29 protein-coding genes and 1 pseudogene are annotated in these 26680 nt (G+C 67.3%); 13 read left to right on the top strand and 17 right to left on the bottom strand.

Going from position 1 to position 26680, the window contains the following annotated elements:
• Window position 1 precedes the first annotated feature (1 nt).
• From C4B30_RS31820 to C4B30_RS31795, 6 genes are read left to right on the top strand one after another with little or no spacing between them, the layout of a single operon-like run.
• Window positions 2-1258, top strand: a complete 1257-nt coding sequence (locus C4B30_RS31820; protein WP_105133461.1) for a hypothetical protein — start codon at window positions 2-4, stop codon at window positions 1256-1258.
• A gap of 7 nt (window positions 1259-1265) precedes the next feature.
• On the top strand, window positions 1266-1466 hold the full coding sequence (locus C4B30_RS31815; RefSeq protein ID WP_105133460.1) for a hypothetical protein: 201 nt from the start codon (window positions 1266-1268) through the stop codon (window positions 1464-1466).
• A gap of 1 nt (window position 1467) precedes the next feature.
• Entirely contained in the window at window positions 1468-1740 is a 273-nt protein-coding gene (locus C4B30_RS31810) for a putative holin (RefSeq protein WP_105133459.1), read from the top strand.
• Window positions 1740-2348, top strand: a complete 609-nt coding sequence (locus C4B30_RS31805) for a lytic transglycosylase domain-containing protein (RefSeq protein ID WP_105133458.1) — start codon at window positions 1740-1742, stop codon at window positions 2346-2348. The genes C4B30_RS31810 and C4B30_RS31805 overlap by 1 nt, the downstream gene beginning before the upstream one ends.
• 2 nt (window positions 2349-2350) lie before the next feature.
• Entirely contained in the window at window positions 2351-2665 is a 315-nt protein-coding gene (locus C4B30_RS31800; protein WP_234015477.1) for a hypothetical protein, read from the top strand.
• A gap of 1 nt (window position 2666) precedes the next feature.
• Complete coding sequence (locus C4B30_RS31795; RefSeq protein WP_105133457.1) at window positions 2667-3236, top strand: lysis system i-spanin subunit Rz; 570 nt, start codon at window positions 2667-2669, stop codon at window positions 3234-3236.
• 177 nt (window positions 3237-3413) lie between these two features.
• Here the strand turns inward: C4B30_RS31795 and C4B30_RS31790 are convergent, their stop codons facing one another.
• Both C4B30_RS31790 and C4B30_RS31785 read right to left on the bottom strand, forming a co-directional pair.
• Window positions 3414-3674, bottom strand: a complete 261-nt coding sequence (locus tag C4B30_RS31790; RefSeq protein WP_011548992.1) for a DUF2866 domain-containing protein — start codon at window positions 3672-3674, stop codon at window positions 3414-3416.
• Between the two features lie 218 nt (window positions 3675-3892).
• Window positions 3893-5053 (bottom strand): porin, encoded by a 1161-nt coding sequence (locus tag C4B30_RS31785; protein WP_027781606.1) that lies wholly within the window; start codon window positions 5051-5053, stop codon window positions 3893-3895.
• Window positions 5054-5362: 309 nt separating this feature from the next.
• On the opposite strand from C4B30_RS31785, the gene C4B30_RS31780 reads away from it, so the two are divergent.
• Window positions 5363-6169, top strand: a complete 807-nt coding sequence (locus C4B30_RS31780) for a MetQ/NlpA family ABC transporter substrate-binding protein (protein WP_027781605.1) — start codon at window positions 5363-5365, stop codon at window positions 6167-6169.
• 149 nt (window positions 6170-6318) lie between these two features.
• On the opposite strand, the gene C4B30_RS31775 is transcribed toward C4B30_RS31780, so the two are convergent.
• The 4 genes from C4B30_RS31775 to C4B30_RS31760 form a co-directional block, all read right to left on the bottom strand.
• Window positions 6319-7434 carry a succinylglutamate desuccinylase/aspartoacylase family protein gene (locus C4B30_RS31775; protein ID WP_027781604.1) on the bottom strand — a complete coding sequence of 372 codons (1116 nt, stop codon included), beginning with the start codon at window positions 7432-7434 and terminating at the stop codon, window positions 6319-6321.
• 223 nt (window positions 7435-7657) lie between these two features.
• Window positions 7658-8440: an ABC transporter substrate-binding protein gene (locus C4B30_RS31770; protein WP_027781603.1), complete on the bottom strand. Its 783-nt coding sequence runs from the start codon at window positions 8438-8440 to the stop codon at window positions 7658-7660.
• A 226-nt stretch (window positions 8441-8666) separates the two neighbouring features.
• Entirely contained in the window at window positions 8667-9587 is a 921-nt protein-coding gene (locus tag C4B30_RS31765) for a LysR substrate-binding domain-containing protein (RefSeq protein ID WP_027781602.1), read from the bottom strand.
• A gap of 68 nt (window positions 9588-9655) precedes the next feature.
• A complete protein-coding gene (locus C4B30_RS31760; RefSeq protein ID WP_105133456.1) occupies window positions 9656-10603 on the bottom strand; it encodes a GlxA family transcriptional regulator in 948 nt (315 codons plus the stop codon).
• A gap of 107 nt (window positions 10604-10710) precedes the next feature.
• On the opposite strand from C4B30_RS31760, the gene C4B30_RS31755 reads away from it, so the two are divergent.
• Together C4B30_RS31755 and C4B30_RS31750 are read left to right on the top strand one after the other, a co-directional pair.
• Window positions 10711-11019 carry a DUF3817 domain-containing protein gene (locus tag C4B30_RS31755; RefSeq protein WP_027781600.1) on the top strand — a complete coding sequence of 103 codons (309 nt, stop codon included), beginning with the start codon at window positions 10711-10713 and terminating at the stop codon, window positions 11017-11019.
• Entirely contained in the window at window positions 11016-11417 is a 402-nt protein-coding gene (locus C4B30_RS31750; RefSeq protein WP_027781599.1) for a CopD family protein, read from the top strand. The genes C4B30_RS31755 and C4B30_RS31750 overlap by 4 nt, the downstream gene beginning before the upstream one ends.
• Before the next feature lie 202 nt (window positions 11418-11619).
• Here C4B30_RS31750 and C4B30_RS31745 read toward each other — a convergent pair whose 3' ends face one another.
• Window positions 11620-13008 carry an NCS2 family permease gene (locus C4B30_RS31745; RefSeq protein WP_027781598.1) on the bottom strand — a complete coding sequence of 463 codons (1389 nt, stop codon included), beginning with the start codon at window positions 13006-13008 and terminating at the stop codon, window positions 11620-11622.
• A 533-nt stretch (window positions 13009-13541) separates the two neighbouring features.
• Complete coding sequence (locus C4B30_RS31740; protein ID WP_027781597.1) at window positions 13542-14219, bottom strand: TetR family transcriptional regulator; 678 nt, start codon at window positions 14217-14219, stop codon at window positions 13542-13544.
• A gap of 49 nt (window positions 14220-14268) precedes the next feature.
• Here C4B30_RS31740 and C4B30_RS31735 point away from each other — a divergent pair, with 49 nt between their 5' ends.
• Entirely contained in the window at window positions 14269-14943 is a 675-nt protein-coding gene (locus C4B30_RS31735; protein ID WP_027781596.1) for an O-methyltransferase, read from the top strand.
• Between the two features lie 103 nt (window positions 14944-15046).
• On the opposite strand, the gene C4B30_RS31730 is transcribed toward C4B30_RS31735, so the two are convergent.
• From C4B30_RS31730 to C4B30_RS31700, 7 genes and pseudogenes are all read right to left on the bottom strand, one after another.
• Window positions 15047-15565: a DUF3455 domain-containing protein gene (locus tag C4B30_RS31730; RefSeq protein ID WP_034185246.1), complete on the bottom strand. Its 519-nt coding sequence runs from the start codon at window positions 15563-15565 to the stop codon at window positions 15047-15049.
• A 168-nt stretch (window positions 15566-15733) separates the two neighbouring features.
• Window positions 15734-16738 (bottom strand): aldo/keto reductase, encoded by a 1005-nt coding sequence (locus tag C4B30_RS31725; protein WP_027781594.1) that lies wholly within the window; start codon window positions 16736-16738, stop codon window positions 15734-15736.
• A 20-nt stretch (window positions 16739-16758) separates the two neighbouring features.
• Complete coding sequence (locus C4B30_RS31720; RefSeq protein ID WP_027781593.1) at window positions 16759-17874, bottom strand: alkene reductase; 1116 nt, start codon at window positions 17872-17874, stop codon at window positions 16759-16761.
• A 69-nt stretch (window positions 17875-17943) separates the two neighbouring features.
• Complete coding sequence (gene dkgB, locus C4B30_RS31715; RefSeq protein ID WP_027781592.1) at window positions 17944-18750, bottom strand: 2,5-didehydrogluconate reductase DkgB; 807 nt, start codon at window positions 18748-18750, stop codon at window positions 17944-17946.
• 149 nt (window positions 18751-18899) lie between these two features.
• Window positions 18900-19849 (bottom strand): annotated as a pseudogene (locus tag C4B30_RS31710) (LLM class oxidoreductase).
• 13 nt (window positions 19850-19862) lie between these two features.
• Window positions 19863-20186 (bottom strand): MoaF-related domain-containing protein, encoded by a 324-nt coding sequence (locus C4B30_RS31705; RefSeq protein ID WP_027781590.1) that lies wholly within the window; start codon window positions 20184-20186, stop codon window positions 19863-19865.
• A gap of 26 nt (window positions 20187-20212) precedes the next feature.
• The gene (locus tag C4B30_RS31700) at window positions 20213-21415 is read right to left on the bottom strand and encodes an MFS transporter (protein WP_027781589.1); all 1203 of its coding nucleotides are present in this window, start codon (window positions 21413-21415) and stop codon (window positions 20213-20215) included.
• A gap of 102 nt (window positions 21416-21517) precedes the next feature.
• On the opposite strand from C4B30_RS31700, the gene C4B30_RS31695 reads away from it, so the two are divergent.
• Window positions 21518-22459, top strand: coding sequence for a LysR family transcriptional regulator (locus C4B30_RS31695; RefSeq protein ID WP_105133455.1), 942 nt, complete (start codon window positions 21518-21520; stop codon window positions 22457-22459).
• Window positions 22460-22529: 70 nt separating this feature from the next.
• Here the strand turns inward: C4B30_RS31695 and zwf are convergent, their stop codons facing one another.
• A complete protein-coding gene (gene zwf / locus C4B30_RS31690) occupies window positions 22530-24005 on the bottom strand; it encodes a glucose-6-phosphate dehydrogenase (protein WP_027781587.1) in 1476 nt (491 codons plus the stop codon).
• Window positions 24006-24203: 198 nt separating this feature from the next.
• Here zwf and C4B30_RS31685 point away from each other — a divergent pair, with 198 nt between their 5' ends.
• Window positions 24204-24782 carry a TetR/AcrR family transcriptional regulator gene (locus C4B30_RS31685; protein WP_027781586.1) on the top strand — a complete coding sequence of 193 codons (579 nt, stop codon included), beginning with the start codon at window positions 24204-24206 and terminating at the stop codon, window positions 24780-24782.
• A gap of 189 nt (window positions 24783-24971) precedes the next feature.
• Window positions 24972-25847, top strand: coding sequence for an SDR family NAD(P)-dependent oxidoreductase (locus C4B30_RS31680; RefSeq protein ID WP_027781585.1), 876 nt, complete (start codon window positions 24972-24974; stop codon window positions 25845-25847).
• A 131-nt stretch (window positions 25848-25978) separates the two neighbouring features.
• Here C4B30_RS31680 and C4B30_RS31675 read toward each other — a convergent pair whose 3' ends face one another.
• Window positions 25979-26557, bottom strand: a complete 579-nt coding sequence (locus C4B30_RS31675; protein ID WP_027781584.1) for a peroxidase-related enzyme — start codon at window positions 26555-26557, stop codon at window positions 25979-25981.
• Window positions 26558-26680 lie beyond the last annotated feature (123 nt).

Here is a 26680-nt window from a genome sequence, read left to right as displayed (position 1 = left end):
CATGACGTTCGGGTTCAACTCGTTCGGGTCGGCCCCATACGCTGCGCAGGTTCCTGCCGGGGCGGCGTCCGGCGTCACCATCGCGATCACGGGTGTCAGCTCGACGGCTGCCGTCGGCTCGGTCGTGCCCACGCGGGGATTGACCGGCAATGCCGCCACGGGCTCCGTAGGCACGATTACCCCCACGCAGGGCATCACTGGCGTCCCGGCCACCGGATCGGCCGGGACGATCGCGCTGACCACATCGGTTGCCCTGACAGGCGTTGCATCGACTGGGTCGGCGGGCACCGCGACGCCCTCGCAAGGGCTGACGGGCGCGACCGCGACTGGCGCGACAGGGAATCTCGGGCAAGGCATTTCGGGTGTCAGCAGCGCGGGCGCGGCCGGCACGCCAGCGGCAGAGTTCGACCTGGCGCTGAGCGGTGCGCAGGCCACTGGTGCAGCCGGGGCGATCGCGCCGGCGCAGGGGTTGACGGGCACGGACTCGACGGGCGCGGCAGGCGACATGGCGTCGGCACCCTCGCTGGGGCTGGCCGGCGCGGCGGGTTCCGGCTCGACCGGCAACGTGGCTCCAGCCCAGGGGCTCGGTGGGGATGCTGCTGCGGGGCAGGCCGGCACAGCCGCCGCAGCGATCAGCATCGCGTTGACCGGAGCATCCACCGCGGCCGCGACGGGCACGGTCGCCGCCGAGATCGACGACGCGCTTACTGGCGCCCAGTCGACGGCGGCGACCGGGATTCTCGGTACAGCCATCACTGTCGCCCTAAGTGGCGACGCCGCGTTGAGCGCGACCGGCACCGTGTCGGGCAACGCGAACGACAAGTCCATCGGCATCACCGGCGCGCAAGCGAGAGTGGCGACTGGCAGCTTCGCGAAATTCCTTGCCAACTTGCTAGGTGGATGCACGAGCCTGGGTCAAATCGGCGGCGTCACGCCGGCGCGCGGGCTGACGGGCAGCAGTGCGACCGGACAGGCCGGCGGCCTGACAGCCGCTTCCAGCTTGGCTCTAAGCGGTGCGGTGTCGGTTGGGTTCGTCGGCGCAGTGTTCGCCGAGCATCTTGACACGGGCCACGGGCAGGTTTTCGTCATCTCGTATACCAGCGAATACGCAGCTAGAATTCGGTTAGCAGAACGAAGCATTTTTCAACAGACCATCGACGCGAATTGCCTAGCACGCAGCAGCGCCGTACTTGCCACGGGGTCCACGGACGGGCGGCAAGTCGTAGAGCCTGCAGGCGACGTTTTCGTCGAAGCGTGAGGCCGACATGGACGAAGAACGAAAACTCACCGATGCCGACATCGTGGCAATTATCGACGGCCTGGAACAGCGCGTTGTCGAGCGGTTGCAGACGAACGTGGGCAAGGGCGTCATCTCCATCCTGACGACCTGGGCAGTCCGGGCGCTCGTGCTGCTCGCCGCGTACGGCGCCGGCTCGGGGTGGATCAAGAAGTTCATGGGAGGCTGAAATGCGCAAGTCCGACAAGTTCCGAATGATCGAGTGGCTGCTGATCGCGGCCGCTCTGTACGCCGGCTGCATCGCGCTGCGCACACTCGGCATCGAGCCACAAGTGCAGGTGGTGCTGTGGAAGCTGGCCAACCTGACGGTCGCCGCGCACGTCGGATACTGGATGGACCGCCGCGCATTTACGCGCATCCTCGTCACGTCCTCCCCGCATGAGCAGATCCGCCGCGCGATCGTCATGTCGGCTGCGATGCTGACGGTGGGCATGGGGCTGTGATGAAGCTGTGGGCCAAGGCGCTCGTGTGGACGGCCGTGATCGGCGGGTGCTCGCTCGTCGCGGCGCGCCACGCCCATGCCGCTGACCCGGCGCTGCAGTACCGCTCGACGCTGATCCGCGAGGCGCAGTTCGTGTACGGCATCGGCGCGCCCGTGCCGATGTTCGCCGGCCAGATCCGCCAGGAGTCCAACTGGCGCGCCGACGTGACCGCGTGGGACAACGGCCGCGGCCTGGCCCAGTTCATGGACGCCACCGCCGCGATGATCTCGCGCGTGTTCCCCGAGCTGGGCGCTCCCGATCCGTACAACCCCGTGTGGGCCATCCGTGCGCTGGTGCGCTACGACCAGTGGCTCTTTGCCCGCGTCAAGGGGGACACGCCATGCGACAGGTGGGCGGCCGCCCTGAAAGGTTACAACGCGGGAGTCGGTTACGTGCAGCGCGCGCAGAAGCGGTCGTCGACGCCTGGGCGCTGGTTCGGCACTACCGAGTACGTCAACGCGGGGCAGAGCGCCAAGAACTTCGAGTACAGCCGCCTGTACCCCCGGTGGATTCTCTTCAAACACCAGCCGCTGTATCTCGCCTGGGGCCAGCGCGTCTGCGGGAGCTGACCATGCTGATCGTCATCTATGCCGCCAACCTCGCGCTCGCAGCCTGGGACTTACAACTCGCGGTGCTCGGGCTGTACCGGCCGAACGGAGATGGCTACGTCCACAGCTGCTTCTACTCGTTGGACTGCCTGGGCAACGCGATCGCCGGCGGCGACCCGCGCGAGACGATCAGCAGCCGGGCCGGCAAGGCGATGAACAACGGCCGCGTGTGGGGCTGCGTGCTCTGCCGCTTCCTCAACATCTTCCAGAAAGACCACTGCCTGAAGTCGATCGAAGTGAACGAAGGGCAGCGCGCCATTATCCCCGACGGAGACTGACATGGGCCTGATCACCAAATTGCTTGCCCCCTTTGCCGGGGGCTTCTGGCTGTATGCCGCGGTGTTCGCGCTCGGCGCGGCCACGGGCGGCGTGGCCACCCACAAGGTCGACGCGGCGCACTACGGCGCCCAGATCCAGGAGGGCAAGATCCGCCTGGCTAACGAGCAGGCCGCGCACGCCGCCGACCTGAAAGCGGTATCGGACGCCGCGGCGAAGGCCGCCAACGACGCGCTGATCGCCCAGCAGAACATGCAACACCGGCTCGCCGCGCTCGACGCGACCCACTCCCAGGAGATGAAAAATGCGCAATCTGAAAACGATCGGCTGCGCCGCGCTGTTGACGATGGCCGTGTGCGGCTGCGCATCGCCGTCCAAGCCGCCCGTGCAGCCGGTGGCAACGCAGTGCCCGGTGGTGCCGGCGCCGCCGGCGTGGACGATGGAACCCCCGCCGAACTTGCGCCAAGCGCTCGACGCGCTTATTTCACCCTCCGCGACGCCCTGACGAAGGCTCAGGGACAGATCGAGGCGCTGCAGGACTACGTCCGAAACGTCTGCCTTGCACAGCGATAGTGCGGCGTCACTATAGGCGTCGCTTTTTGGGCTAAAGCCTTACGTGGCATGACTTCGCGTTTCGTGGACGAAAACGCGCAGCGTAGCAGGTTTCGTTGCCGCGTCAAACGAGACCGACTGCCGCACGATGCGTGCGGCGCGGCCGAAAGACGGGAAGCGGGGGGAGCGGAACCGCGTTCAGAACTGCAGCCGGCCGTCGCCGTACAGCCGGCCCGGCACGTGCGACGCGACGACTTCGGCGATCTCTTCGTCGGTCGATTCGGCCGGCACGATCTGGCGCCGCGCGGGGGCGTCGAGATGCATCGTCCATTCGACGAGGCGATACGGGCGGCCCCAGGGGCGCTGCATTTCAACCGAGACGCGGCAGCTCTGGACCGGCAGCGAGTGTTGGCACGTCAGAATCGCGTGCAGATGGCTGAAAACGGTATCTTCGATCATCATGGCCTCCGATCCTGTCTTGTGGGCAATCGATGGCGGCGCCGTCGGCGTTTAAAAAAAAAGCCGCCGATGCTCAGGCGGCCAACAGGGGGGGTGAGAGCATCCTCTCAGCCCAGAATTAAGCGAAACTTAAAAGCCCATAAAAAAGCGCCCCGCGTGGAGCGGGGCGCTTCTCGCCGTCGTGATCCGCGCGTTGAGCGGACCGTCAAGCGGATGCTTTAGAACTTGTGACGGATACCGACGCGAGCGGCCAGCTGGTTCGACGAACCGTTGCCCGACGTGTTGAAGTAGCTCGTGCTCGAACCGATCTGCGCCTGCACGTTGTTGCCCGATGCCTTCTGGTAGACGACGAGGCCGTACACGTCCGTACGCTTGCTGAGCGCGTAGTCGAGGCCCAGGTCGCCCTGGTTCCAGTGCGCCGAGCTGCCGCTTTGCGTGGCGTTCGTGTACGTGTAGCCGGCTGCTGCCGACAGGGCCGGCGTGATCGCGTACTTCAGGCCTGCTTCGTATGCGTTGTAGAACGTGCCCGATGCGCCGCTCGCGAGCGGGGTGAACTGCGTGCGCGTCCACAGCAGCCATGCGGTCGCCGGGCCGAAGATGTAGCGGCCGCCGACGCCATACGTGCGCAGGTCGCGGATGTTGCCCGTGCTGATGTTCGCGATCGTCGTCGAGAACGCCGGCGTCGACTGGCTCGGGAAGCGGATGTCCGTGTACGCGGCGCCGATGGCGAACGGGCCGTTCGCGTAGTTCAGGCCGAAGCTGTATGCGCGCGACGAGCCTGCCGTCGTCGTCGTGCCCGACGTCGTGGCCGGTGCGCCGGCGAAGTCGGTCGAGTTCGAGAAGCCGTACAACGCGCCGAACGTGAAGCCGGCGTAGTTCGCGCTCTGGAACTTCACCGAGTTGTTGATGCGGCTCGACGTGAGCTGGTCGACGTCGTTCACGTGGTACGCGTAGTTACCGCCGATCGTGTTGCCGCCCGTCGAGTAGTTCGAGCCGAGGATGTCGGTCGAGAACGAGTACTGGCGGCCGAACGTGACCGTGCCGTATTGCGACTGGCTCAGGCCGACGTAAGCCTGACGGCCGAAGATCGCGCCGCCCTGGCCGATCGTGCCGTTGCCGCTGTTGAAGCCGTTTTCGAGCACGAAGATCGCCTTCAGGCCGCCACCGAGGTCTTCGGTGCCGCGCAGGCCCCAACGGCTGCCCTGGGCAACGCCGTCGTCATACTTGAACAGCTTGCTGCTGCCGCCCGCAGCGTTCTTGCTGTGGTTCACATAGCTGATACCGGCGTCGATCACGCCGTACAGGGTCACGCTGCTTTGCGCGTGCGCCGCGCCGGCCGTTGCTGCGAGGATGGCGATGGTCAACAGTTTCTTGTTCAAAGGATTCTCCGAGCGAATAAATGGCGTGTCCAGTTGCGGTTCCGGCGCACTCTGTGGGCGCGTTCACGGACCGGCGCAACTTTATCGGCGGGCCACGTAATGAATATGACAGCGTCTGTCATATGAAGAATGTGTGGTGCCGATGCGACACTGGATTCTGCCCGGTTGCCTAGCCCGGAGTTATACCGATTTCGGCAGTTGTTTGATCCAGCGCCGTAATATGCACATGAAATAAGCTTGGTTGATGGCGTTCGGGCTCCGTGCCACGATCCGTGCTCCAACAAACGACACGGGACAAGAGGACACCCCATGCGACATTCGATCCTGACCGGCCTCGGCGCACTTGCCGCCGCGCTGGCATTCGCCGCGCCCGGCGCGCACGCCGACCCGCAAACGCTGAAGATCGGCACGATGAGCGGCCCCGACGCGCAGATCTGGACCGAAGTGACGAAGGTCGCCGCGCGCGAAGGCCTCGCGATCAAGGTCATCGAATTCAACGACTACGTGCAGCCGAACGCGGCGCTCGATGCCGGCGATCTCGATGCGAACGGCTTCCAGCACCAGCCGTTCCTCGACAGCCAGATCAAGCAGCGCGGCTACAGGATCGTCAACGTCGGGCTCACCTATACCGCCCCGATGGGCTTCTATTCGAAGAAGCTCAAGTCGCTGAAGGATTTGCCGGTCGGCGCGAAGGTCGGGATCCAGAACGATCCGTCGAACGGCAACCGCGCGCTGTTGCTGCTGCAGAAGTACGGGGTGATCAAGCTGAAGGCCGGCGCCGGCACGAACGGCGTGAACGCGACGCCGCTCGACGTCGCCGAGAATCCGAAGAAGATCAGGATCGTCGAACTCGACGCCGCGCAACTGCCGCGCGCGCTGCCCGACGTCGATGCCGCGTCGATCAACACCGACTACGCGGTCAAGGCCGGGCTCACGCCGGTGAAGGATGCGATCGCGATCGAGGATCTGCGCGGGCCGTACGCGAACCTGATCGCGGTGCGCGCGCAGGACAAGGACAAGCCGTGGGTGAAGAAGCTCGTCGCGGCCTATGAATCGGACGACGTGCGCAAGTTCATCGACCAGAAGTTCGGTGGTGCGATCGTGCCCGCGTTCTGAACGGTTTTCGCGCGCGTCGGCCGGCCGCCGATCGCCGGCCGCCGGCGCGCGTTCCGGAAAGCAAATCGCCCGCGCAAGCGGGCGATTTCGTTGGTGCATGCGACCGCATGCGAACCGCGGTAGGTCCGGCGCGCGGGCCGCGCGCGGGCTCAGGCGGACAGCAGCGAACCGGTGCGGATCGCGGTCGCGCCGGCGATGCGCGCGACTTCCATGCCGGCCGTCGCGAAGCGCACGATCTGGCGCGCGTACAGCACGCCCGACACGCTGCTCTTCAGCGTGACGACGCGATCGGTCAACGGATCGACGATGTCGGCCACGGCCTGGCCTGCCTCGATCATCACGCCGACCGGCGTACGGAACACGATCACGCCCGATACGGGCGCGACGAGCGGATCGGTGCCCGCGAGCGGCGTGGCAGGGTGCGCGAGCGGCGGCAGCGGCGCCGGCGTGCCTTCGACGACGCCGCGCTCGGTCAGGTATTCGACGATCGCCTGCGCATCCTTTTCGGCGAACTCGTACGACACGTCGCGTTCGCTGCGCAGTTCCACCGTGACGGAAATCGCGCCGTTCGGGATCGGGAAGCGGTCGCCGAAGCGGTTGCGCAGATCCGACCAGCAGAAACTGTGGATTTCGTCGAACGGGTTGCCGACCGAATTCAGCGCGAGCAGCGACGCTTGGGCATCGAGATAGCGCGCCAGCGGCTCGACGTCCGGCCACAGATCGGGATTCGTGTAGAGATGCATCACCGCATCGCTGTCGCAGTGCAGGTCGAGCACGATATCGGCGTCGAACGACAGCTTCTGCAGCGCGAGGCGCTGCGAGTCGAGTTCGGTGCGCGGCTTCTGTTCGTCGAGCGCTTCGCGCATCGCGGTGCGCACGACGGCGAGATTGCGCTGCGCGTCGCTCGTGAGGCGGTCTTCGACGCGCGGCAGCACGAGCGCCGCGAGATCGTAGAAATTGCGGTTGAAGTTCTGCATCGAGCCGAGCTCGAAGCGGCCGAGATGATCGCCGAACACGTGTTGCGACAGGCCGATCGGATTGGGCACGGGCACGACGACGACTTCGCCCAGCAGCTTGCCGGCGGCCTCGAGCGCGGCGATCTTGCGGCGCAGCAGCGTGGCGACCAGCATGCCGGGCAGCTCGTCCGCGTGCAGCGACGACTGGATGTAGACTTTCTTGCCGCCGCGCGGGCCGTAATGGAAGCTGGTGATCCGGCGTTCGGTGCCGACGGCGGGGGAAATCAGCGGATGGGTCTGCGTTTGCATGATGAGGGAAGTGCGGCGCAGCCGCGAATGATCCGTGTGCGAGGAAGATCGATTGTACGTTGCCTTTCTCGCCGCCATCAAACCGGCGCCAGAACGCGCGGTTTTCCGTTGAGAATCATCAGGTTGGCGCGGAAAAAAAACGTCGCCCGCGCCGCGCGCAAAAAAAACGGGCTCCTCGCGGAGCCCGTTCCCATCGCGCCGAATCGCGCGTCTGTCGGCCGGATTACTTGCCGTAGACGTCGAAATCGAAGTACTTCTTCGCGAGCTTGTCGTACGTGCCGTCCTTGCGCATGCCGGCAATCGCGCCGTCGATCTTCGCCTTCAGGTCGGTGTCTTCCTTGCGCAGGCCGATACCGGCGCCGTTGCCGAGCGTCTTCGGATCGTCGATGTCCTTGCCGGCGAAGTCGAAGTTCGCGCCGCGCGGCGTCTTCAGGAAGCCGATCTCGGCTTGCACCGCGTCCTGCAGCGCGCCGTCCAGACGGCCGGAGATCAGGTCGGCGTAGACCTGGTCCTGGTTCTGGTAAGGCACGACGTTCACGCCCTTCGATGCCCAATACGTCTTCGCGTAGGTTTCCTGGATCGTGCCCTGCTCGACGCCGACGGTCTTGCCCTTCAGCGATTCGGCCGTCGGCATCAGGCCGGCACCCTTCTTCGTGACGAGGCGCGTCGGCGTGTTGAACAGCTTCGCCGAGAACGCGATCTGTTCCTGACGCGCCGGCGTCATCGACATCGACGACAGCACGCCGTCGAACTTGCGGGCCTTCAGCGCCGGGATCATCCCGTCGAAGTCGTTTTCGATCCACACGCACTTGGCGTTCATGCGGCGGCAGATTTCGTTGCCCAGATCGACGTCGAAGCCGACCACCTTGCCGTCAGCGCCTTTCGATTCGAAAGGCGGGTAGCTTGCGTCGACGCCGAACCGCACGGTCGTCCAGTCTTTCGCGTACGCGCTGCCGGCCGATACGGCGAGCAGGGCCACGGTCACAGCCGCAAGAATCTTTTTCACTCGGTGACTCCTCGTTTTGTTCGATGGGTGCGCGGTTGTGCCGCGCCGTAAGCCTTCGGCCCGCCGCGGCTTCGCGTCGGACAGTCCGTTTCGCCCGCCCGATGGGGGCGCGCGACGTGCGCAAGATTATCAAGACAAAATACCGGCAGGGCGCCTAGGACAAGCCCCGATACCGGGCCCGGCGGCGGCGCGTCGGGTGCGCCGCCGTTTCACACACAGGAACGGTTCAGCCGAGCGTTTCGTTGACCGCGCGCTGCAGGCACGTGACGAAGTGCGAGACGGCCGGCGTGGGCAGCAGGTCGCGCCGCGCGATGATCGACAGGTCGAAGCGCGGCATGCTTTCGTCGAGTTCGGCCGTGCGGATGCCGAGCGGCGCGACCATCGCGGCGAGCGGGCGCGTGAAGCAGCCGATCACGTCCGAGCGCGCGACGAGCCCCAGCGTCACCGCGAACGACATCGGCGAGCGCAGCAAACGCTTCGGCAGCGGCAGCCCGTGCGCCTCGAACATCCCGACCATCACGCTGTGCGGAAATTGCTCGGCGCCGACGGTGACGATCCACTCGGCGTCGAGCAGTTCCTCTAACCGGCGCGCATGGGCGAGCGGGTGGCCGTCGCGCATCACGATCGTGAATTCGGTCGACAGCAGCGGCAATTGCGTGAAATCGCGGTCGAGCGCCGGCACATGGTGCATCGCAGCGATGTCGAGCGTGCCGTTGCGCAACTGCGCGAGCGCGTCGGGCACCGTCACTTCCACGAGATGCAGGCTGACGTTCGGCATCGACCCGCGGAACGCCGTCACCGCGCGCGGCAACGCGGTCAGCGCGATCGACGGCATCGTGCCGACCGCGACGCGCCCCGACATCTCGCCTTTCACCTGCTCGACCGCCTCGACCGTGCGGCGGATGTCGCCGAGCAACTGCTCGGCGCGCGGCAGCAGCGCCTCGCCGCAGGCGGTCAGCTCGACGCCGCGCACGCTGCGTGCGAGCAGCTCCGCGTTGAGCGCGGTTTCGAGCTCGCGGATCGTGTGCGTGATCGCCGGCTGCGTGACGCCGAGCTCGCGGGCGGCGGCGCGCAGGCTCTTGAGGTGCGCGGCGGAGACGAACGCCTGGAGCTGCGCCATGTTCAACGGGTTGCGGATGCGGGTCATCGATAGGGTCCGGGTGGCGCGAAAAGGGGGGCGGCGGATTGATGCTTCAGGGGTGATCCCGACGAACGTCACGCATCGGCGCGCGCGCGGAACGCCTGCCGATAACGCTGCGGCGATGTGCCGACGATGCGTGCGAAGCGTTCGCGAAACGCGGTGACCGAACCGAAGCCGGCTTCCGTCGCCACATGTTCGATCGACAGCTCGGTCACCTCCAGCAACTGCTGCGCATGCCTGACGCGTACGGTCTGCAGCCATTGCCCCGGCGACGTGCCCGTCTGCTCCCGGAAGCGCCGCGTCAGCGTGCGCACGCTGGTCGACGCCTTGCGCGCGATCGCGTCGAGCGTCAGCGGCTTGCGCAGGTTGGCCTGCAGCCAGTCCATGAGGTCGTGCAGTCCGTCGCCGCCGGCCGGCCATTCGGGTGCGATGAACTGCGCCTGCCCGCCTTCGCGCACGCGCGGCGCCACCGCGCTGCGGGCGGCGTCGACGGCGACCGCCGCGCCATAGTCGGCCTGGATCATGTGCAGGCATAGATCGAGGCCGGCCGCCGCGCCGGCCGACGTCAGGATCCGGCCGTTGTCGACGAACAGCACGTTCGGGTCGACGTCGACGTTCGGGTAGCGGCGCGCGAGTTCGGCGGCCGCGAGCCAGTGCGTCGTCGCGCGCAGGCCGTCGAGCAGCCCGGCTTCCGCGAGCACGAACGCGCCACTGCAGATCGACGCGATCCGGCACCCGCGCGCGGCCGCCGCGCGCAGCGCGTCGAGCACGCGGCGCGACGTGGGCGCGAGCGGCACCGACGTGCCGGGCACCATGATCGTATCGGCGTCGGCCAGCGCATCGAGACGAAAAGGCGGGCGCAGCTCGAACAGGTCGCCGCCGACGCGCGGCTGCTCGCTGCACACGCGCACGCGGTACGCGGGCGCGACGTCGGGCGCCCGCACGCGCGCGAACGTGTCGCATGCGACGCCCAGATCGAACGGGACGACATCGGGCAACACAAGAACGGCGACCGTATGCATGGCGGGTGCGGCCGTGGCCGGAATCCGTTGAAAGATGTCATTCTAGCCAATGGCTGGAACCTGCACCACACGCGACAATCGCGGCGGACCCACCTGGAGCCCTGCCGATGAAACAAGACGATCGCAACGCGTTGCGGAACCTGCAATACCTGTCGTTGATGGAGGCCACCACGCTCGTCGTGCTGGTGTGCGTGGCCGTGCCGCTCAAGCATCTGGCCGGGTATCCGGTCGCGGTATCGATCATGGGCCCGGTGCACGGCATCGCGTTCGTCATGTACGTATGGGCCGTGGTCGGCACCGCATCGAGCGGGCTGTGGAGCAGGGGCGAGGTCGCACGGCTCGTGCTGTCGGCCGTCGTGCCGTTCGCGGGGCTGGCGAGCGCCGGCTGGATCGCGCGCAGGCGGCACGCGCGATGATCTACCTGGTGCTGAAGGCCGTGCACCTGGTCGCCGTCGTCACGTTCGTCGGCGGGTTGCTGTTGTCGTCCGTCGCGGTCCGTATTGCGAACCTCGCCGTGCATCGCGCGGTGCGGCGCTGGGATCGTACGGTGACGTCGCCCGCGCTCGCGATCGTCTGGATCGCCGGCATCGCGCTCGCGCTGAGCGGTCACTGGTTCGGCGCCGCGTGGCTGTCGGTGAAGCTCGCGCTCGTCGCCGCGCTGTCGGTGCTGCACGGAATCCTGGCCGGTACGCTGCGGCGCATGGAGCGCGACGATCTCGTCGTCATGCCGGCGCCATGGCTCGGGCAGGCGGCGAGCGCGGTGATCGTCGCGACCGCGCTCGTCGTCGGGCTGGCCGTGATCAAGCCGTTCTGACGGTCAACTCCGCGATCGCGGCACCGGGCGCGAGTGGCATCGCGCCGTTTTCGCGAAGCATGTCACGGGGCGCCGCTCGGACAAAAAAAGCCTGGAAACTTGCGTTCCCAGGCCTGGAGACCATCAACGACGATGGTGGAGGAGACGATCTCGTCTCGATGCGCGTCGCCCTTGTGCCGGCGACGTCGCGCATGTCTCGCGATCAGATGGCCCAGCCGCCGAGGTAGAACGTGACGAGCACGGCCGCGATGAGCACGGTGCCGACGTTGAGCTTGCGGAATTCGCCGCTGGCGATGCGGCCGATCACGAGCGTCGAGAAGCCGAGCATGATGCCCGTCACGATGTTCGCGGTCAGCACGATGAACACCGCGCACACGAGGCCCGACATCGCGTCGACCATGTCGTCCATGTGCAGCTTGCTCACGCTGCCGAGCATCAGCAGGCCGACGTACATCAGCGCCGGTGCGGTGGCGTACGACGGCACGAGGCCCGCGAGCGGCGAGAAGAACATCACGACGAGGAACAGCAGGCCGACCACGGCTGCCGCGAGGCCCGTCTTCGCGCCCGCGGCCACGCCGACGCTCGACTCGATGTAGGCCGCCGCCGGCGCGCCGCCGAGGAAGCCGGAGAAGATCGAGCTGATCGAATCGGCGGTCAGCGCGCGGCCGCCGTTGATGATGCGGCCGTTCTCGTCGAGTTGGCCCGCCTGCCCGGCGACCGCGCGGATCGTGCCGGTCGCGTCGAACACGGCGGTCATCACCAGCGCCAGCACGCTCGGCAGCACGGCCATCGACAGCGCGCCCTTGATGTCCATCGCGCCGATCAGCGACGCATGGCCCGGTGCGCTCAGCGACGGCAGCGCGAAGATGCCGTGGTACTTCACGGCCGGATCGAACACGAGGCCGAACAGCGAGATCGCGATCACGACGAGCAGGATGCCGCCCGGTACGCGACGTTTTTCGAGGCCGAAGATCGCGGCGAGACCGACGACCGACATGATGACCGGGAACGCGGTGACCTGGCCGAGCGAGACCGGCAGGCCGGCGCCCGGGTTCTTGATCACGAGGCCGACGTCGTTCGATGCGATCAGCAGCAGGAACAGGCCGATGCCGATCCCCGTGCCGTGCGCGACGCCCGCGGGCAGGTTGCGCAGGATCCACGAACGCACGCCGGTGACCGAGATGCCGGTAAACACGAGGCCCATCAGGAACACGGCGCCGAGCGCGACCGTCGGAGACAGCCCCTTGCCGAGCACGAGGCCGAACGCGGTGAACGCGGTCAGCGAGATCGCGCAGCCGATCGCGATCGGCAGCTTCGCCCACAGGCCCATCAGCAGCGAGCCGAACGCGGTGGTGAGACACACCGCGACGAACACGGCGCTCGTGTCGAAACCGGCCTTGCCGAACATGCCGGGCACGACGAACACGGAATAGACCATCGCGAGGAAGGTGGTCACGCCGGCAATGATTTCGCGACGCTGCGTGCTGCCGCGCGACGAAATGCCGAAGTACCGGTCGATGACTCCCTGGGTGCCAAAGTCAGTTTCTTGCGCGCCGACGCCGACCGTCGGCTGCACCGGGGTATCACTCATGAGCTTGCTCCTTTATCAGCATGCTGAAACGGTCCGTAGCGAACCGTCGTCAGGGTGTCTCGTATCTGGTTGGGATTGTTCGGCAACGTCGTGGAGACGAATGACGCGCGATGCGTGTCGTTACGTGCGAATCGAAACGAGCGCGAGGGTGTCGCGTCGGACGACGCGTGGTGTGGTCGACCCCGTCACGTGTGCTTTGCCGTAGCGAAGGTTAGGCGAGCCGCCCATCACGTCCCATCGGGGGAAGAGCATGCAGCGCATGTCGCAGCGCTTATATCGGCGTGCAACGGGGCTCCGTCGCGCCGACACGCGTGTATACGCCTAGTTCGAATCCGTTAAGGCGACTATTTGAAGGCAGGGTCGGCGGGCGGGGAAGCGGGCGACGCATGGAATATTACGAACGGCTTTCGAGGCGACCGGGACGGCCGGTGCGAACGGCGGCGGGTGACGGGATTCGCGGCCGCGCGCCTCTGCCATCTGCATCCGGACGATACGGCTGGCGCGCGTGCGCGGTTTCCGTACGGGCGCGGGCCTCAATCGTGTGCGAGATGCGCGAGATACGCGCAGAACATGTCGGCCATCGCGGCCGAGTAGGCGTCGATTTCCGCCGGCGTGCGCGCTGTCTCGGAGAACGCCTTGCCGCCCGTCGTGAGCGTCGTCAAGATCAGCTCACACGCGAGCGCATGCGTGGCGTCCGATACGTCGGGCAGCGCTTCGCGAATGAACGCGTTGAACACCCGGTTGCCCTCGGCCTTCACTTCGTGCGCCTCCGGGGCGTCCCGATAGAGCGGCGCGGCATCGTCGAGGGCGATGCGCATCGGCGCCTCGTCGCATTCCGAACGGATGAACGCGTGGACGGCGGTGCGCAGCCGCTCGGGCGGCGTCTTCCGCGTGTCCTGCAGCATCCCGCACAGCATGGCGTGCGTCTGCCGCCACTCGTCGTGCTGGAGCCGGAACAGCACGGACGCCTTGTTCGGGAAGTACTGGTACAGCGAGCCCACGCTCACGCCGGCCCGCTCGGCGACGCGCGCCATCGTGAAGCGCTGCGCGCCTTCGCTCGCCAAAACCTGAATAGCCGCCTGGAGGACGTCCTCGACGAGACGGTTCGAGCGCGCCTGCCGAGGCTGCTTGCGCGTGGCAATCGGGGTGTTTCGGCGGTCGGTCATGAGCGGTTTGCCAATGCGAATAGTAAAACCTGAATAGTTCGTCATATTCTAGTTGTGTGCAACGACGCACTCAAACCCGATACTGGAGATTCGCATGACCACCCTGATGCTCGACCCGCTGGCTTCGCTGCTGGCGCGCCTGTTCGACGAAGCCGACGCGTCGTCGCCCGCGACGAGCCCCGACTTCGCCAACGTGTCGCGCGACGAGCAAGCGCGGCTGATGCGCAGCAAGACGGACTACGCCGATCTGTATGCGCGCCTGAAGGACTATCCGCTCGCCGTGTCGCGCGAGACGGGCACGCTGCTGTACATGCTCGCGCGCAGCAGCGGCGCCAACGCAATCGTCGAATTCGGCACGTCGTTCGGCATTTCGACGCTGCATCTCGCGGCCGCGCTGCGCGACAACGGAGGCGGGCGGCTGATCACGAGCGAGTTCGAGCCGTCGAAGGTCGTGCGCGCGCACGCGAACCTGGCGGCGGCCGGATTGGCCGATCTCGTGGAGATTCGCGAAGGCGATGCGCTGCGCACGCTGGCCGCCGGCCTTCCGGATTCGGTCGACCTGCTGCTGCTCGACGGGGCGAAGGCGCTGTACCCGGAGATTCTCGCGCTGGTCGAGCCGCGGCTCAGGGCGGGGGCGTTCGTCGTGGCAGACAACGCGGAATACAGCCCCGACTATCTTGCTTACGTGCGTGCGCCGGAAAACGGCTATCTGTCGGTGCCGTTCGGCGGCGACGTCGAATTGTCGATGCGGACGGGCCGAACGGCTTGAACGAGCGTGTCGGCGGTTTTACGCTCCCGTGCCTGAAATATAGGAAAGCTGAATAACAGACGAGTTGCCATGATGACGCTCGATGCTTACGGCGCCGCGCGTGTCACTTCAGGAACACATATCGCGCGAAGTACGGAAAGCGGCCGACCGCATGCTCGGTCGCGCACGTCGCCGCCGGCGGCATGCCGCCCGCTGTATCGAGCCGCTGCACGAAGCGCACGCCAGCCAGCGTACCGGTTGCGGCCGGCGTCGCGGCGAGCAGCAGTTGCGCAATGCTGCCCGGCCGTGTGCCAGGCGCTTCCGCAAGCTTCTTGCCGGTGATACGGCTGCCGTCGAGTGCTTCCCACGACGGTCCCGCGCCGTGCCGGACGACGAGTGTGCCGCCGGCGTCGAACAGCATTGCCTCCGGGCGCTGGAATGTCCACGCGAGCCGGTGTTCGTGGTCGTACTCGCATGCGTAGATCTGCACGCCAGTCGCGGTCGTCGACAGCACGGGCGTCGCAGGCTCGGGCGGCACGAGACCGGCCGCATCGTCGGCATGAGCCGGCAACGTGAAGGCCGCGAAGGAAAGGCCTGCCGCGAGAGCCGGCAGCATGTCGCGTTTCGGAGAGCGGCTTGGCATGGCGGGGCGTCCTTTCAGGTCGGGTGGGTCGGGCGGAGTCGATCCGGTAAACCCTAGACGCCGATTGCGCAGGCTGCAATTCGGAAATGGCAATCGCGGCGATAGTCGCCGCGATTGCGACCGAATGGTTATGCGCGCCGCTCGTCGCGGCGCTCGCCTGGAAGCGCGTCAGGCCGCGCCGGCCGGCGTCGGCGCGTGTTCCGCGATCAGGCGCTCGGCCTTCAGTACTTGCCACAGTTCGGACGGAATCGGCACCGCGGCCAGCCGCAGGTTCTCGTCGATGCGATCGGGCCGGCTCGCGCCGGGGATCACGGCCGCGACGGCCGGATGCGCGAGCGAGAACTGCAGCGCCACCGCGCGGACGTCCACGCCGAAGCGTTCGCCGATCTGCCGGATGCGCGCGACGCGATCGAGCATTTCCTGCGTCGCCGGCTGATACTCGAAGTGGGTGCCGCCGGCGAGCACGCCGGAATTGTACGGACCGCCGACGATGATGCCGAGCCCGCGCGCGACGCTTTCCGGCATCAGCCGTTGGAGCGCGCCCGCATGATCGAGCAGCGTGTAGCGGCCTGCGAGCAGGAAGCCGTCGGGATCGGAGCGCTCGAGTGCGAGCTCGCACGCCTCGACGCGGTTCACGCCGAGGCCCCAGCCCTTGATGACCTTCTCGTCGCGCAGCCGCGTGAGTGCCCTGGCCGCGCCCGACATCGCGACGTCGAACACGTCGAGCCAGCGCTCGCCGTGGAAGTCGATGGCCGGATCGTGGATCCACACGGTGTCGAGCCGGTCGGTGCGCAGCCGCTCGAGGCTCGCTTCGATCGAGCGCAGCGTGCCGTCCTCGGTGTAGTCGTAGACGATCTTGTTCGGCAGACCATGGCGGAACAGGCCGCCCTTTTCGCCGAGATCGCGTTGCGACGCGTCCTCGTGTTCGTCGAGGACCAGCCGGCCGACCTTCGTGCCGAGCGCATAGTCGTCGCGCGGACGGCCCGCGAGCGCTTCGCCGAGGCGCAGCTCGGCGAGGCCAGCGCCATATAGCGGCGCGGCGTCGAAGTAGCGGATACCGCTTTCCCAGGCCGCGTCGACCGTGGCCAGTGCTTCTTCGTGGGGAATGTCGCGATACATGTTGCCCAGCGGCGCCGTGCCGAAACCCAGGCGGGAAGGAAGCGTGATTCTCATGTCGGATTCCTGGGGATCGTTCACGCGGCAGCTTGCGCGAGCATCGGGTAGTCGGTCAGGCCGTGGGCGCCGCCGCCGAACAGCGTGTCGCGATCGTGCGTCGCGAGCGCGGCGCCGATGCGCAGGCGCTCGGGCAGGTCGGGGTTCGCGACGAACGGGCGGCCGAATGCGACGAGGTCGGCCCAGCCGGCGGCGATCGCTTCGCGTGCGCGCTCGGCGGTGTACGCGCCGGCATAGATCAGCACGCCCGGGTACGCGGCGCGCAATTGCTGCTTGAAGGCGACCGGCATCAGCGGCGCGTCGTCCCAGTCGGCTTCCGCGATGTGCAGGTAGCCGACGCCGAGTTCGCCGAGCAGCTTCGCGGCGGCGAGGTAGGTCGTTTCCGGATCGTCGTCGACGCAGCCGTTCAGCGTGGTCAGCGGTGCGAGACGGATGCCGACGCGCGATGCGTCGCCGGTGCCGTCGATCAGCGCCTGCGTGACTTCGCGCAGGAAGCGCAGCCGGTTTTCCAGCGAGCCGCCGTACGCGTCGGTGCGCGTGTTCGCGTTCGAGTCGATGAACTGGTTCACGAGATAGCCGTTCGCGCCGTGCAGCTCGACGCCGTCGAAGCCGGCTTCGATCGCATGGCGCGCGGCGGCGCGGTACTGATCGACGATCTCGCGGATTTCGTCGATCGACAGCGCGCGCGGCTCGGATGCCTGCACGAAGCCCGGCGTGCTGCCGTCTTCGCCGGCGATGAACACGTTCACGCCCTTCGCCTGGAGCGGCGACGACGACACCGGTTGCGCGCCGCCGAGCAGGCTCGTGTGGCTCAGCCGGCCGACGTGCCACAGCTGCGCGAAGATGCGGCCGTGCGCGGCATGCACGGCGTCCGTCACCTTGCGCCAGCCGGCGATTTGCGACGGCGTATGAATGCCGGGCGTCCAGGCGTAGCCCTTGCCGAGCGGCGCGATGTAGGTGCCTTCGCTGACGATCAGGCCCGCACTCGCGCGCTGCGCGTAGTACGCGGCCATCAGTTCGTTGGCTTCGTCGCCGGGCTGGGTCGCGCGCGAGCGCGTCATCGGCGGCATCACGATGCGGTTCGGCAGCGTCAGCGCGCCGAGTCGCAGCGGTTGGAAAAGCGGGTCACGGGTCATGCTGGTGTCCTGTCGGTGCCGCGGCCGGCGGGCCGCGGGCGGGTCATATCGAATAAGGGCGCGGCGCGCTCAGTCCCACTTCGGCGCGAGGCCGGCCGGGTCGACTTCGCGGCCATTGCGTTCGAGCGCGGCGATCTGCGCCATGTCTTCGTCGGTCAGGCGCAGCGTCTGCGCGAGCAGGTTGCTCGCTAGGTTCTCGCGCTTGGTCGACGACGGAATCACCGAGTAACCGAGTTGCAGCGCCCATACGAGTGCGACTTGCGCCGGCGTCGCGTCGCGACGCCGCGCGATCGCGCCGATCACCGGGTCGCCGAGCACCTTGCCGTACGCGAGCGTCATGTACGACGTCACGTGGATGCCTTCGGCATTCAGGAACTCGACCAGCTTGCGGTTCTGCAGGTACGGGCTCAGCTCGATCTGGTTCGTCGCGATCGCGTCCTTGCCGACGGCCGCGATCGCTTCCTTCGTCAGTTCGATGTTGAAGTTCGAGATGCCGATCTGGCGCGTGAGTCCCTTCGCCTTCGCATCGGCCAGCGCGGTCATGAACGCGTCGATCGACACGCCGTTGCCCGGGGCCGGCCAGTGGATCAGCGTCAGGTCGACATGGTCGGTGCGCAGCTTGCGCAGGCTTTCCTCGAGGCTGGCCGCCAGCTTGTCCGGTGCGTAGTTGTCGACCCAGATCTTCGTCGTGAGGAACAGCTCTTCGCGGCGTACGCCCGATGCGGCGATCGCTTCGCCGACTTCGGCTTCGTTGCCGTAGATCTGCGCGGTGTCGATCGCGCGGTAGCCGACTTCGAGGCCGTTGCGGACCGAGTCGATGACGACCTGGCCTTGCAGGCGGAACGTACCGAGGCCGAATGCGGGAATCTTGCTCATCATGTGCTCCTGGGAGAGGGGAACGGTTGCGGTATGCGAGTCATTCTGGCGCGTGATACTGATGAAATAAACGCCTTTAGATGCCAAAGATATTTGATTTGAAGTCAAATATTGAACGTATCGCGGGCGCGTGCGGGCCGTGGCCGGTCTTATGCGGCGTGCGCCTGCGGATTCTTTTTCGGATGGAACGCGGGCAGCACGTCCGCCGCGATCTCGGCCATCGTCTCGTCGAGCGGCCGCCGGTTGCGGCGGAAATGCAGGCCGATGTGCCGCACGCCCGCGTCGCGCATCGCCGCGAGTTCCTCCGTCAGCGCGACGCGTCCCGCCCGGGCGCCGAAGCGGTGCCGCTGCAGCGGTTCGTGCGGATCTTCCGCGAGGTCGAGGTGGATGAAGCTCACGTACGGCTTGTCGCCGGCCACCGCACGCCAGTTCGCGGCGCGCTGCAGGTGATCGGCCGGCGTGCCCGGATACGCGAGGCAGCCGTCCATGTGTTCGCCGATCCACGCGGCGTCTGCTGCGCGAGGCCCGCGACGAGCAGCGGCACCGGCGAACGGGCGGCGGGCAGCACTTCCAGGCCGGGCGGCAGATGTCCGCGCGCGCCGTCGCGCAGCAGCGCGATCTGGTCGCGGAAGTTCGCGCCGCGCGTGGCGAAGTCGCGGCCGAACAGCGGATATTCGACCGGCCGGTCGCCGCTCGCGACGCCGAGCAGCAGGCGCCCGCCGCTCAATTCCTGGATCGTCGCGGCCGATTTCAGCGTGAGCAGCGGTTCGCGCAGCGGCAGCACGACGGCCGCGGTGCCGAGCAGGATGTCGCGCGTGACACCGGCGAGGTAGCCGAGATACGAGAACGTTTCGAACACCTGCGCGGCGTCGCCGAACGACGGGTCGTACACCGGCACGTCGCGCACCCAGAGCGCGCGGAAACCGAGCGTGTCGGCCAGTTGCGCGAGTTCCGCGTGAATTTCCAGATCGGGCACGCCGGGGTGGCGGCCGTCATGCCGGCGTTTCGCGTTGCCGGACGCGGTCCAGTCGTTGTCGAGCGGCAGTTCGATGCCGATGCTGAAGCCGCCGTCGGCGAGCGTGTCGAGTGAAGTGGACATGGTCGGGCTCCGTTCAGACCGCGCGCAGGCTGCCGTCGAGCCGGTAGAAATCGAGCGACGACGCAGTGAAGAACGAGCGCGACGTGCCGGCGGCGAAATCGTCGATATGCACGACGGTGGCGCGATCGGCTTCCTGCCACGAGATCGCGTACGTCTCGCCGGCGACGGGCTGCCACGTGTATTCGACTTCGCCCTTCGCGCCCGCGTACGGGCCTTCGGTGATCTCGTAGCGCATGTGGCGGCCGTCTTCGTCGTACGCGTTGAGCGCGGTGAGGCCGTCGTAACGGACTTCGAAAGTCTTGCCGGCGAACGGCGGACGTGGGGTCGATGCGTTCATGCTGGTGGCTCCTGCAAAGGTGACGTTCAATGGGCGAGTTCGACGGGTTCGGCCGTGCGTTCGGGCAGCCCGTGGCGGCGGTCGAGACGGCCGCTCAACGCGGTGAGCGCGAATGCGCCGAGCGTGACGGCGGCGGCGATCCACGGCGTGTGGCCGAGGCCGACGTTCGCGACGATCAGGCCGCCGAGCGACGACCCGCCGGCCACGCCGAGGTTGAAGGCGGCGATGTTGAAGCCCGATGCGACGTCGGTGGCGTCCGGCGCGAAGTGGCGCGCCTGCTTGACGACGTACACCTGCAGCCCCGGCACGTTGCCGAACGCCACGGCGCCCCACGCGAGCATCGTCAGCACCGCGAGCCATTTCACGTGGATCGTGAAGGTCAGCGCGAGCAGCACGATCGCGAGCAGCAGGAAGATCCGCTTGAGCGCCTTCACGGGGCCGACGGCGTCCGCGAGCTTGCCGCCCCACACGTTGCCGACCGCGACCGATACGCCGTAGCCGACGAGCACGAGGCTGACCTGCGACGGCGTGAAGCCGGCGATCTGTTCGAGCAGCGGCGCCATGTACGTGAATGCGATCAGCGAACCGCCGTAACCGACCGCGGTCATCGCATAGACGAGCAGCAGGCGCGGCTGGGCCAGCACGCGCAACTGGCGGGCGAGCGGCGCCGGCGGCGTTTGCGGCAGCCCGCGCGGCACGAATGCGACCGCGCCGAGGAACGCGACGAGGCCGAACAGCGCGACGATCAGGAACGTCGCGCGCCAGCCGAAGTGCTGGCCGATGAAGGTGCCGAGCGGAATGCCGGCGACGAACGCGACGGTCATGCCGCTGAACATCGTCGCGATCGCGCTCGCGGCCTTGTCCTTCGGCACGAGCGTGGTCGCGATGATCGAGCCGACCGAGAAGAACACGCCGTGCGCGAGGCCGGTGAGGACGCGCGCGACGATCAGCGATTCGTAGCCCGGCGCCTGCCACGCGACGAGGTTGCCGACGGTGAAGAGCGCCATCAGCCCGGCGAGCAGCGCCTTGCGTGGCACGCGGCCGGTGAGCGCGGTGAGGAGCGGCGCGCCGATGGCGACGCTCAGTGCATACAGGCTGACGAGCAGGCCGGCGGACGGCAGGCTGACGCCGAGGTCGGCACCGATCGTCGGAATCAGCCCGACGATCACGAATTCGGTGGTGCCGATGGCAAAGGCGCTGATGGTCAGCGCAAGCAACGCGAGTGGCATGACGGGATCCGGGTTTTCAGTGGGAACGGATCGCAGTGTGCCGGCTTTACTTTTGCTGAAAAACTGGTCTATAAACCAAATTGTTTTGATTTCAAATCAATAATGAAGATCACCCTCGACGAACTCCAGGCCTTTGCCGCCGTGGTGGACACCGGTTCGATCACGGCCGCCGCCCAGCAACTCGACCTCACCGTGTCGGCGACGAGCCGCACGCTCGCACGGCTCGAGGAGAAGCTGAAGACCACGCTGCTGCGCCGGACCACGCGCCGGCTCGAGTTGACCGAGGAAGGGCGCGCATTCCTGCAGAACGCGCGCGCGATCATCGAATCGGTCGAGAACGCGGAAGAGCAGATGCTCGCGCGGCGCGAGATGCCGTCCGGGCGCCTGCGCGTCGACGCCGCGACGCCGTTCATGCTGCACGTGATCGTGCCGCTCGTGCGCGGCTACCGCGAACGCTTTCCGAAGGTCGACCTGGAACTGAACAGCAACGAGGGCATCATCGACCTGCTGGAGCGGCGCACCGACGTCGCGATCCGGATCGGCCGGCTGAAGGATTCGACGCTGCACAGCCGGCGCATCGGCAGCAGCCGGGTGCGGATCCTTGCGAGCCCCGCCTACATCGAAGCGCACGGCCAGCCGCGCAAGGTCGAGGATCTCGCGAAGCACACGCTGCTCGGCTTCACGCAGCCCGAATCGCTGAACGTATGGCCGATCCTCGGCACGGACGGCGAGCCCTACCGCATCGAGCCCGGCGTCTGGTCGTCGAGCGGCGAGACGCTGCGGCAGCTCGCGCTGGAGGGCACCGGCGTCGTGTGCCTGTCGGATTTCGTGACCGCGCAGGATCGCGAGGCCGGGCGGCTCGTGCAGGTGCTCGCGCGGCAGACGCTCGAGGTCGAGCAGCCGATCAACGCGGTGTATTACCGGAACACCGCGATCTCGTCGCGGATCGCATCGTTCGTCGATTACCTGATCAAGGTGCTCGGCGCCGGAAGCGCCGGCGATGCGCCGGCGCGGCGCAAGCCGACGTGGCTGCTGTCGCAGTAGCGGCGTAGCGCAGGCGGCGCTGCCCTTCGGGAACGGGCGTGCCGCGCGGCGGCACGCCGTCGGGTTGCGATTACGCCTCTTCGGCCCACGACATCCCGTCGCGCGCGAGCAGCGCCGACGAAGCCGCCGGCCCGAACGTACCGGCCGTGTACAGCCGCGGCCGGTCGCCGAGCTGCTTCCAGCCGTCGAGGATCGGCTCGACCCACGACCATGCGGCTTCGAGCTCGTCGCGGCGCATGAAGTGCGTGAGGCGGCCGCGGATCACGTCGATCAGCAGCCGTTCGTACGCTTCCGCGCGCCGCTCCGGAATCGCCTGCTGCAGGTCGAGGTTCAGGCTCACGGGCACCATGTTCATCCCGCTGCCCGGCTCCTTCGCGAGCATCTGCAGCTGGATCGACTCTTCCGGCTGAAGCTGGATCACGAGGCGGTTGCTGTAATGGCGCGGGCCGGTCGGGATGATCGAGAACGGCATGTCCGCGAACTCGATCACGATTTCCGACTGGCGGCGCTGCAGCCGCTTGCCGGTGCGCAGGAAGAACGGCACGTTCGCCCAGCGCCAGTTGTTGATGTGCGCGCGCAGCGCGACGAAGGTTTCCGCGCGGCTGTCCGCCGGTACGTTGTCTTCCTCGAGATAGCCCTTGACCGGCTGGCCGTCGACCGCGCCGGCCGTGTACTGGCCGCGCACCGTGTCGCGCGCGACGTCCGACAGCGCCATCGGCCGCAGCGAGCGCAGCACCTTCAGCTTCTCGTCGCGCACCGCGTCCGGGTCGAGCGACACGGGCGGCTCCATCGCGACGATGCACAGCAGTTGCAGCAGGTGGTTCTGCACCATGTCGCGCAGCGCGCCGGTGTGGTCGTAGAAGCCCGCGCGGCTGCCGACGCCGACCGTTTCCGCGACCGTGATCTGCACGCTGCGGATGCTCGGCGCCTGCCACAGCGGCCCGAAGATCGGGTTGCCGAAGCGCAGCACCATCAGGTTCTGCACGGTTTCCTTGCCGAGATAGTGGTCGATCCGGTAGATCTGCGATTCCTCGAAGTGCTTGCCGACCGCATCGTTGATCGCCTTCGCGGACGCGAGATCGTGGCCCAGCGGCTTTTCGAGGACGACGCGCGAGTGCGCGTCGACGAGGTGCGCGGCCGACAGATTGTCGCAGATCGTCGTGAACAGCTCCGGCGACGTCGACAGGTAGAACACGCGGATCGCGTCGCCGCGCGCCGCTTCGGCGAGCCGCAGGTAGTCGTCCGGCGCGTTCACGTCGATCAGCACGTACTTGAACAGGTCGAGGAAGCGGCTCCACGCGTCGGCATCGAACGCCTTCTCGTCGATGAACGGGCGCGACTGCTCGTCCATGAACTTGCGATAGCCGTCGATGCCCCAGTCGCGGCGGCCGACGGCGATGATGCGCGTCTCGGGCGGAAGATTGCAGTGCAGGTGCGCCATGTACAGCGCGGGCAACAGCTTGCGGGCGGCCAGGTCGCCGCCGCCGCCGAAGATGATCATGTCGACAGGCCGGTCGGCCGCGGTCTGGGAAGGCTGATTCGTCATGGGAGGTTCGCGGTTTGAAACGATGAACGTGAAACGAACGTCGAGGCATCGGGCACCGGATGGCCGGCGCCGGTACGGCAAAACGCAATAGTGCACCGTTTTGATGGATTGCGTATGCGTTCCCCCGGATGTAACAGGGCTTGCATTCCTCCTTTTCGCTCCATTATGATTGAGCGCTCACTCATTAAAGGAATCAACGTGGCCCGACCGCGCAGTCCCGACAAGCACGAAGCCATCCTCGCCGCGGCCGCGCGTGCGCTCGCCGAGGACGGCCCGAGCGCGACGACCGCGCGCATCGCGAGGCTCGCCGGCGTGGCGGAAGGGACGGTGTTCACGTACTTCGAGACCAAGGACGCGTTGCTGAACGCGCTGTACCTGAGCCTGAAGGCCGACATGCGCGACGCGATGATGACCGGGTTTCCGGAACATGCGCCGGCCGAGCGGGCCCTGCGGCATGCGTGGAATGGCTATGTGTCGTGGGGCGTCGCGAATCCGGACGGCCGGCGCGCGTTGCGGCAGTTGGGCGTGAGCGGGCGCATCGACGACGCGCATCGCGCGGCCGGCTCGGAAGGCTTCGGCGGGATCGGCGCGTTGCTGCGCGAGCAGGTCGCCGCGTCGGGCGCGCTGAACCGCGACGAAGCGCATGCGTTCTGCTCGGCGTTGTTTACGTCGATCGCGGAAACCGCGATGGAGTCGATCGCACGCGATCCGGCGCGGGCCGATGCCTACCGGGAAGCGGGGTTTCGCGCGCTGTGGGCCGTGTTGCACGCGGTGTGAGCGTGACGCGAACGATGTGACGGAAGGGTTTGGCCGTCGTGGCGGCATAGGCGGTGCGTGTGCCGCACGACGGAAGGCAGGACGGTTTCAGGCAGGGCGATACAGGTCGGCTAGGATCGATACGTCGCCCATATTAATGAGTGAGTAATCATTCATTTTCATCGTTTTATCGTGATCAAGGAGCGGAAAATGTCGAAAGTCTGGTTGGTAACGGGGGCCGCACGCGGCCTGGGGCGAGCGATTTCGGAAGCGGTGCTGGCAGCGGGCGACCGGCTGGTGGCCGGCGCGCGCGATCCGGCGCGGCTGGCCGATCTGGCCGAGCGTCATGGCGACCGGGTGCTGCCGGTCGAGCTGGACGTCACCGACGAAGCGGCGGCCGCGCAGGCCGTCGCGGCGGCACGCGCCGCGTTCGGCCGCATCGACGTGCTGGTGAACAACGCGGGCTACGGCCATACGGCACCGTTCGAGCAGACGGGCGCCGACGTCTTCCGCGACCAGATCGAAACGAACCTGTTCGGCGTGATCAACCTGACGCGCGCGGTGCTGCCGACGATGCGCACGCAGCGCGCCGGGCACATCTTCCAGGTGTCGTCGGTCGGCGGGCGCTCGGCGACGCCCGGATTGTCGGCGTACCAAGCCGCGAAGTGGGCGGTCGGCGGATTCAGCGACGTGCTCGCGAAGGAAGTCGCGCCGTTCGGCGTGCGCGTGTGCACGCTCGAACCGGGCGGGATGCGTACCGAATGGGCCGCGCAGGCGAAGCGCGGCCTCGACGATCTGCTGCCCGACTATCGGCCGTCGGTCGGGAAGATTCTCGACCTGCTCGGCGCGTACGGTGGCCACGAGGTCGGCGATCCCGCCCGGATCGCGGCGCTGATCGTCGAGTTGTCGCGCCGCGACGACGTGCCGCTGCGCTTGCTGCTCGGCGGCGATGCGCTGTTCGTCTGCGAGCAGGCGGAGCGGCAGCGCGCGGAAGAGGCGGCGCGGTGGCGCGATGCGACGCTGTCCACGCAGTTTCCGGATGCGACGCTGCCGGAAGGGCTGCACGCGTTGAAGCAGGTCGAGTAGGCGCGAGGCCGCGGCGCGCGGCGGCGGTGTGCCGCGTTGATGTTGCGCCGGGGCGCGCGGCGGTCGGTCGAAGAGGGGCGCGTGTACGCCCGGATCGCCGAGCCGTCGCCGCTGCCGTTGCCGTCGCGCGCTCAGCGTCCCAGCGCGTAAAACTCCGCGTTGGGGCGCATGTTCGTCACGTTCGCGATGCGGTTCGACATCCCGAAGAACGCCGAAATCGCCGCGATGTCCCACACGTCCTCCTCGGTGAAGCCGTGCGTTTTCAGCGTGTCGAAATCAGCTTCGCCCACTTGATGCGCGGCCTGCGACACCTTCATCGCGAAGTCCAGCATCGCCTTCTGTCGCGCGGTGATGTCGGCCTTGCGGTAGTTGGTCGCGACCTGGTCGGCGATCAGCGGGTCCTTCGCGCGAATGCGCAGGATCGCACCGTGCGCGATCACGCAGTACTGACACTGGTTCACGGCGCTGGTAGCCACGACGATCATTTCCCGTTCGGCCTTGGTGAGGTTGCCCGGCTTGTCCATCAGCGCGTCGTGGTACGCCATGAATGCGCGAAACTCGTCCGGGCGATGCGCGAGGGTGAGGAACACGTTCGGGATGAAGCCCGACTTTTCCTGGACGGCCGAGATGCGTTCGCGAATGTCGTCGGGCAGGTCTTCGAGCGCCGGCACCGGGAAGCGGCTGACGGGCGCGTTGTCTGAAGCGATCATGAGGTCTATATGAACGCGTCCCGTTTGCAACAGTTTTCTCGTGTTTCGACGGACAGGATGGGCTGCAGCTCTATATCCGGCCTTGATGCAGCTGGTGCAGCCGCTGCGGGCCCCTATGAAATT

The organism is Burkholderia sp. BE12, assembly GCF_002959955.1.
In the GTDB taxonomy this organism is placed as follows: domain Bacteria; phylum Pseudomonadota; class Gammaproteobacteria; order Burkholderiales; family Burkholderiaceae; genus Burkholderia.
This window is presented reverse-complemented; position numbering and strand designations above follow the sequence as displayed.